Genomic DNA, 6,881 nt, shown 5'->3' on the forward strand with positions numbered 1-6,881 from the left:
GCCCTGTGCGCGCAGGCCGGAACAGGCCGGGCTGTCGCCGGGGGCCCCCGCCCGGCCGGGGCGGAGGAGGAGGCGTGCTGGGCCCGGCTCGTGCCGGGCGGCGCGCGCGGGGCAGCGCCGTGCTCAGCGGCGGGTGTAGCGCACCGCGATCAGCATCGTGAGGCCCATCGCGATCAGCGAGCTCACGATCCCGTAGACGTTGCCGAGGATCGCCCACAGGACGGTCAGTCCGGCGAGGATGGCCACCCCGAGGATCGCGGGATTCTCCAGCGAGTTCTCGGCCGCCTGACGGCCGAGCCGCCGTCCGGCCCCCAGCGTGCGCGTCATGGCGTTCATGCCTCCATGATGCTCCCGCGCGCCGCCGCGTGCGCATCCGTGCCGGGTCCGGCCCCCGCCCACACGCGCCGACCGGCCTTCGTGCCCGGCGCCCGGCCGTACCCCTCGTACCCGGCCCCCGGCCCCCGGCCTCCTGAGTCCCGCCCGGCGCCCGGGCCCCGGCCTCCTCAGCCCCGCCCGGCGAACGGCATCGCCGTCGCGAGGACCGTGACGAACGGGATGTTCGCCTCCAGCGGCAGCTCGGCCATGTGCCGTACCGTCCGCGCGACGTCGGCAACGTCCATGACCGGCTCCGGTGCGAGGCGGCCGTCCGCCTGCCGCACCCCCCGCGCCATCCGCTCGGTCATGTCGGTGGCCGCGTTGCCGACGTCGATCTGCCCGCACGCGATGCGAAACGGCCTGCCGTCCAGGGACAGCGACTTCGTGAGGCCCGTCAGGGCGTGCTTCGTCGCGGTGTACGGGGCCGAGTCGGGGCGCGGCACATGCGCGGACACCGAGCCGTTGTTGATGATCCTGCCGCCCTGCGGGTCCTGGGCCCGCATCCGGCGAAATGCGGCCTGCGCGCACAGGAAGGCACCGGTCAGGTTGGTGCCGACGACCTTCTGCCAGGCGGACAGCGGGAGTTCGTCGAACGGGACACCGCCGGGCCCGAACGTGCCCGCGTTGTTGAAGAGCAGGTCCAGGCGCGGCGCGAAGCCGTCGGCCGCACCGAAGAGGCGCTCCACGTCCTGCGCCTCGGAGACGTCCGCGGTCACGCACAGGGCACGGGCGCCGCCGAGTTCCGCCCGGGTCCCTTCGAGCGGCTCCGCCCGGCGCCCGGCCAGGACCAGCGACCAGCCCCCGGCGGCCAGTTCGCGGGCCACCGCCCGCCCGATGCCGGAGCCCGCCCCGGTGATCAGGGCGACCGGGGCCGGGGACGGCGAGCGGGCGGGCGGCGGCGCGAGGGCCGACGACGGCGGGAACGGGGAGGGCGAGGAGGGCGGCGGGGTGTGGGAGGGCTCAGTCATGCACCGAGGCTAAGGGCCGCCCGGCCCCGTCCGCTCGGACCTGCACAACTCCCACCGCGCGGGCCTGCACGGCTCCCACCGCGCGGGCCTCACCGGTCCCACCGCCCCGGCTGCCGACGGCTCCCACCGCCTCGGCCCGCGGCCTCCCGCACCGGCCCAGCCGGCCAACGGGCCCAACCGCCCGATGGGCCCGACCGGCCCGTCCGGCACCGGCGTTCCTTGGTTCAGCGCACGGAGTCCTGCGCGTAGTGGACGCCGACCCGCTCCCGTACCGCGTCCAGGGTCCGCATCACCGACAGCGTCCCCGACAGGGGTACGAGCGAGGACTCCAGGCGGCCCGCGGCGAGGCACGACGCGACCTCGGCCGCCTCGTGCTGCATGCCGTGCAGCGGCGAGGAGACGCGTACGACCTCCGGCTCGGCCGCCCCCTCGCGGTGCAGCACGAAGGAGTCGGGCGCGAAGAAGCCGTCGGGCAGCTCGATCCGGCCGCGGCTGCCCGTCACCGTCGCGCGGGTGCCGGAGGAACCGTCGATGCCGCAGGTCAGGACCGCGACGGCGCCACTGTCCCAGCCGAGCAGCATGCCGGTGTTCACGTCCACGCCCTCGGGCGAGAGCTGCGCGTCCGCCTGGATCCTGGCCGGTTCGCCGAGCAGCAGCTGCGCGAACGACACCGGGTACACGCCCAGGTCGAGCAGCGCGCCGCCGCCCAGCGCGGGGTTGCGCATGCGGTGCTCGGGGGCGAAGGGGCCACTCACGCCGAAGTCGGCCTGCACCGAGCGCAGCTCGCCGATCGCGCCGTCGCGCACCAGCTCCACCAGCCGCCGCACGACCGGATTGCAGTACGTCCACATCGCTTCCATCAGGAACAGCCCGCGCTCCCCGGCGAGCGTCACCAGCTCCCGGGCCTCGCGGGCGTTGAGCGTGAACGGCTTCTCGCAGAGCACCGGCTTCCCGGCCTCCAACGCGGCGCCCGCGGCCGCCCGGTGCGCCGAGTGCGGCGTTGCGACATACACCACATCCACCTCGGGGTCGGCGAACAGCCCCGCCCAGTCCCCGTACGCGCGCGGGATCGCGAACCGGTCCGCGAACGTCTTCGCCGAGCCCTCGTCGCGCGAGGCCACCGCCACGACCTGCGCGTCCTCCAGTGCCTGCACGTCCTTGGTGAACTGCGCCGCTATGCCACCGGTCGCCACCACGCCCCACCGTGCCACGGTCCGCTCCCTCTTTCTCCGTCGCCGGAAGTCGTCGACAGCTGCGAGCATATGGAATGACTCGACGACTTAGGAGATGTCATGCCGGCCGGCGGCCCATCCGTCCACGCAGAGCCCACGCCTCCCAGCCCTCCCTCCGGATCCTCGTCCACCCCCGTTCCCGGCCCAGGTCCGGCCCCCGCCGCGGCAGCGGCCGCCGCCTCCGCCCCCGCCACCACCTCCGCCCCGGACGCGTTCCCCGAGGGCGACTCCGCGCCCGCCGGGACCCCGGCCGCGGGCGCCGCGGCCACCGGTCCCGCCGCGGCCTCCCGCCGGGCGGGGCTCCTGCTGACCCTCGTCCTGGGCGGGCTCACCGCCCTGCCGCCGCTGTCCACGGACATGTACCTGCCGGCGCTCCCCGCCGTCACCCGGGCGCTCGGGGCACCCGCCGCCACCGTGCAGATCACGCTCACCGCCTGCCTCATCGGCATGGCCCTCGGGCAGATCGTCATCGGACCGATGAGCGACAAGTGGGGCCGGCGCAGGCCGCTTCTCGTCGGCATGAGCGTCTACGTGGTCGCGAGCATCGTCTGCGCCTTCGCCCCCAATGCCGAGGTGCTCATCGCCGTGCGCCTGGTCCAGGGCCTCGCGGGCGCCGCCGGCATCGTCATCTCCCGCGCCGTCGTGCGGGACCTGTTCGACGGCATCGCGATGGCGCGGTTCTTCTCCAGCCTCATGCTGGTCTCGGGCGTCGCCCCCATCGTCGCCCCCGTCTTCGGCGGTCAGATGCTCCGCGTCACCGACTGGCGGGGCATCTTCGTCGTGATCACCGTCGTCGGGGCGCTGCTCACCCTCGTCGCGGCGCGGTGGCTGCACGAGACGCTGCCGCCCGAGAAGCGGCACGGCGGCGGCGTGGGCACGGCCCTGCGCACCATGCGCGGGCTGCTCGGCGACCGGGCGTTCAGCGGCTACCTGCTCACCGGCACGCTCGCGTTCACCGCGCTGTTCGCGTACGTGTCCGCGTCGCCCTTCGTCATGCAGGTCATCTACGGCGCGTCCCCGCAGACGTACAGCGTCCTGTTCGGCATCAACGCGGTGGGCTCGGTCGGCATCGGCCAGCTCAACGGGCGGGTGCTCGTCGGCCGGTTCAGCATGCACCGCATCCTCGGCTGCGGGCTCGTGCTGATCACGGGCGCGGCGGCCGCCCTGCTGCTCATGACGACGGGGGCGCTCGGACACGTCGGCATGTACGCCGTGGCCACCGGGCTGTTCGCGCTGATGATGGGGATGGGCCTGGTCAACGCCAACGCGAACACCCTCGGCCTGATGCGGGCCGGCCACGCGGCCGGCTCGGCGTCCGCGCTGCTCGGAACGTCGTCGTTCCTGGTCGGCTCGCTGGCGTCGCCGCTCGTGGGCGTCGCGGGCGAGCACACGGCCGTGCCGATGGCCCTGGTCCAGCTCGTGTGCTGCCGAGAGCCGGTGGCAGGGTGAGGTAGGCGAGGCGCACCAGCCGCGGGTAGTGCTCGACGAGGGCCGCCTCCGCCTCGTCGCTGCCGGGGCCGGGGCCCCCGGGGTTCGGTTCGGTGCGCTGTGTCGGCATCGGGACTGGGCCTTCCGCAGGTGCTTGCGTTGTCACGCGAAAGGTGCAACGAGCGGATCATGCGAAGGTCGCACCGCGGCGGCGGCAGACGTCAGTTCGGCGCCGACACCAACGGGGGACCCGCCAGGGGGCGGTGTCCGGGTGCGGGACGGGACGACGGCGCGTCAGGCGCTCGGCAGGCCCAGCAGGTGGTCCATCTCGCGGCCGAACATCAGGCGCCCCGCGTCCGCCGTCACCCCGTCGAACAGCCGCGGCAGCCCGGCGACCCTGACCTCCTCCAGCCAGGCCACCCGGGCGCCGCCCGGCGCGGCCCGCACCCCGATCTCGGCCCAGCCCCGGACCACGCGGCCGCGCTTCTCCAGCCGGCAGCGGCCGGGCCGGCCCCCGGCGGGCGGCTCCCACGCCACGATCTCCATCGGGTCGTCGAACCCGGCGGGCCCGGCGCCCGTCCTGGCCACGATCACCGTGCCCTCCCGGGTGGGCCCCGGTGTGCGCACCGACATCGACGTCAGCGGCACCCGGGCGGTGTGCGAGGGCCAGCGGGTGATCCGCCGCCAGGCCTCGTCCACGTCCAGCGGCACGGTGCGCTCCACCCGGAACGCGCTCATCAGGACTCCTGCACGTCGCCGGCGGCGCCCGCCACGACCAGGCCCGCGAGCCGCTCGCCGATCTCCTCCCGCGCCGGGGCGGACAGGCCCGCGTCCGTCACGAGTGTGTCGACCTCGTCGAGCGTCGCGAAGGAACTGAGCCCCACCGTGCCCCACTTGGTGTGGTCGGCGACCACCACCACGCGCCGCGCGGCCTGCACGAAGTGGCGGTTCGTCTCGGCCTCGGCGAGGTTCGGCGTGGACAGCCCGGCCTCCACAGAGATGCCGTGCACGCCGAGGAACAGCACGTCGAAGTGGAGCGAGCGGATCGCCTGGTCGGCGACCGGCCCCACCAGCGAATCGGACGGCGTGCGCACGCCGCCCGTGAGCACCACCGTCGCCGCGCCGGCCCGGTGGCCGCCCAGCGGGGTGGCGGGCTGGGCCGCGTGGAAGACGTCCGCGACCCGCACCGAGTTGGTCACCACCGTCAGGTCCGGCACGTCGACGAGGTGCTGCGCCAGAGCGTACGTCGTCGTGCCGCCGGACAGCGCGATGGCGCTGCCCGGCACGACGAACTCCGCGGCGGTGCGGGCGATGTCCTCCTTGGCGCTCAGCTCCAGCGCCGACTTGGCCTCGAAACCCGGCTCGTGGGTGCTGGCGTCGACGACCGGCACCGCACCGCCGTGCACCTTCGCCACCACGCCCTGCCGGGCGAGGATGTCGAGGTCCCGCCGCACCGTCATGTCCGAGACGCGGAGGGTGCGCGTGAGTTCGTTGACGCGGACACCGCCCCGCCTGCGTACCTCGTCCAGAATCAGCGCGCGGCGCTGCTCGGCGAGGAGGTTCCGGCTGTCGCCCACCGCCCGGCTCCGTCCTTCCCCTTCGGATCCCGCCGGCCCGTCCGGCCCGGCTGCCCGTTCCTGCTGCTTTTCGTGCCTGTCCCGCCGGCGGGCGGGTCCCGCTCGCCGTGCCGTCGCCCCGGCTGCCGTGCCCGCTGCGCCCGTCCTCCGCGGCCGGGGCGCCACGGATCTGCACATCCTCGCACGTGCCGGCCGGTGTGGAACGGCGGGCGGCGGGAAACGATTCGGCGCGGGCGGGGGATTTTCCGTGGATTCCGCGCACGGGCGGCGGGCGGTTCGCGATGCTTGGCTCCCCCGCGGCCCGGTGCGGTGCCCGCGCGCACCGCCCCACCCGCCCGCACCGCGCCCCTCCCGCACCGCCCCACGTCATCACCCCGCCACCCGTCCCGCGTCATCACCCCGCCACCCGTCCCCGATCTCCCGCCCGACCCGGTCCTCCGTCCCCGTTCACGAGAGCGAGCCACCGCCGTGACCCCACCACCGCCCACGGAGCCCGTCCCCCCGCCGCTGCCGGACGCGCCCCCCGCCCCGCGCCCGGACGCCACCCTCGAACTCCTCGTCCACGGCGTCGGCGGGCACACCCCGCAGGAGATGCTCGACAGCGCCCGCACGGTACGGGTCAGCGGCGACGCCACCGCCGCACTGCACCGCCGCGTCGAGGACACCGAGGCCGAGCTGCGCACGGCCGACGCGAGCGGGGGCGGGCCGGCCCAGGAGGCGTACTGCTGGTCCGGCCTGACCTCAGGCGGCGGGACGCGCGCACTGTGGCTGCTCCTGCTGCCGTTCATGGTGGTCAACCTGGCCCACTGGATGCGGCCCGACACCCACGGCATCCCGCGCGTGAGACGGCTCTACGGGGCACTGGTGCGGCTCGTGGCCCTCAGCCTCACCGTGCTGTTCGCCGCCTCCGCCTGCGAGGTCGCGCTCGACCTGACGGCGTGGCAGTGCGCGGGCTCCGCCGCCTGCGCCGCCCACCGCTCCTGGCTCGCCTTCCTCTCACCCGCCCACCACGGCTGGTGGTCCCTGCCGGGACGCAGGCTCGCGCTGGCCGCCACCGTGCCCGCCGCGCTCGTCGGCCTCCTGTGGTACCTCTCGCACCGCACCTGGGCCATGTACGAGACCCAGAGCCCGCCCGGCGACGGCCAGGCGCCGCCCGAGACGGACCCCGCGTCGCCCCGGCCCACGCTCGCCCGCCCCGGGTTCTGGTACCAGCGCAGGATCGTCGCCCGGCTGCGCGCCGCCCACGCGGCCGCCGGGTTCCTCACCGTCGCCGCGGCCCTCGCCGACGCCGCCGCGCGCCA

6 protein-coding genes and 1 pseudogene are annotated in these 6,881 nt (G+C 75.5%); 2 read left to right on the forward strand and 5 right to left on the reverse strand.

The window, feature by feature from the left end; translation table 11 throughout:
• Positions 1-123: 123 nt before the first annotated feature.
• From L1885_RS20575 to L1885_RS20585, 3 genes are all read right to left on the reverse strand, one after another.
• Complete coding sequence (locus tag L1885_RS20575; RefSeq protein WP_235798641.1) at positions 124-336, reverse strand: hypothetical protein; 213 nt, start codon at positions 334-336, stop codon at positions 124-126.
• Positions 337-503: 167 nt separating this feature from the next.
• Entirely contained in the window at positions 504-1,343 is an 840-nt protein-coding gene (locus tag L1885_RS20580; RefSeq protein ID WP_235798642.1) for an SDR family oxidoreductase, read from the reverse strand.
• Between the two features lie 224 nt (positions 1,344-1,567).
• Complete coding sequence (locus tag L1885_RS20585) at positions 1,568-2,539, reverse strand: Gfo/Idh/MocA family protein (protein WP_235798646.1); 972 nt, start codon at positions 2,537-2,539, stop codon at positions 1,568-1,570.
• Between the two features lie 96 nt (positions 2,540-2,635).
• On the opposite strand from L1885_RS20585, the gene L1885_RS20590 reads away from it, so the two are divergent.
• Positions 2,636-4,024: a multidrug effflux MFS transporter gene (locus L1885_RS20590; RefSeq protein WP_235798643.1), complete on the forward strand. Its 1,389-nt coding sequence runs from the start codon at positions 2,636-2,638 to the stop codon at positions 4,022-4,024.
• Positions 4,025-4,297: 273 nt separating this feature from the next.
• Here L1885_RS20590 and L1885_RS20595 read toward each other — a convergent pair whose 3' ends face one another.
• Together L1885_RS20595 and L1885_RS20600 are read right to left on the reverse strand one after the other, a co-directional pair.
• Positions 4,298-4,741 carry an SRPBCC family protein gene (locus tag L1885_RS20595; protein WP_235798644.1) on the reverse strand — a complete coding sequence of 148 codons (444 nt, stop codon included), beginning with the start codon at positions 4,739-4,741 and terminating at the stop codon, positions 4,298-4,300.
• The gene (locus L1885_RS20600) at positions 4,741-5,580 is read right to left on the reverse strand and encodes a DeoR/GlpR family DNA-binding transcription regulator (RefSeq protein WP_235798645.1); all 840 of its coding nucleotides are present in this window, start codon (positions 5,578-5,580) and stop codon (positions 4,741-4,743) included. The genes L1885_RS20595 and L1885_RS20600 overlap by 1 nt, the downstream gene beginning before the upstream one ends.
• 468 nt (positions 5,581-6,048) lie before the next feature.
• On the opposite strand from L1885_RS20600, the pseudogene L1885_RS20605 reads away from it, so the two are divergent.
• Positions 6,049-6,881 (forward strand): annotated as a pseudogene (locus L1885_RS20605) (hypothetical protein); the annotation flags it as partial.

It is taken from the genome of Streptomyces fuscigenes, from assembly GCF_021556455.1.
GTDB lineage: Bacteria > Actinomycetota > Actinomycetes > Streptomycetales > Streptomycetaceae > Streptomyces > Streptomyces fuscigenes.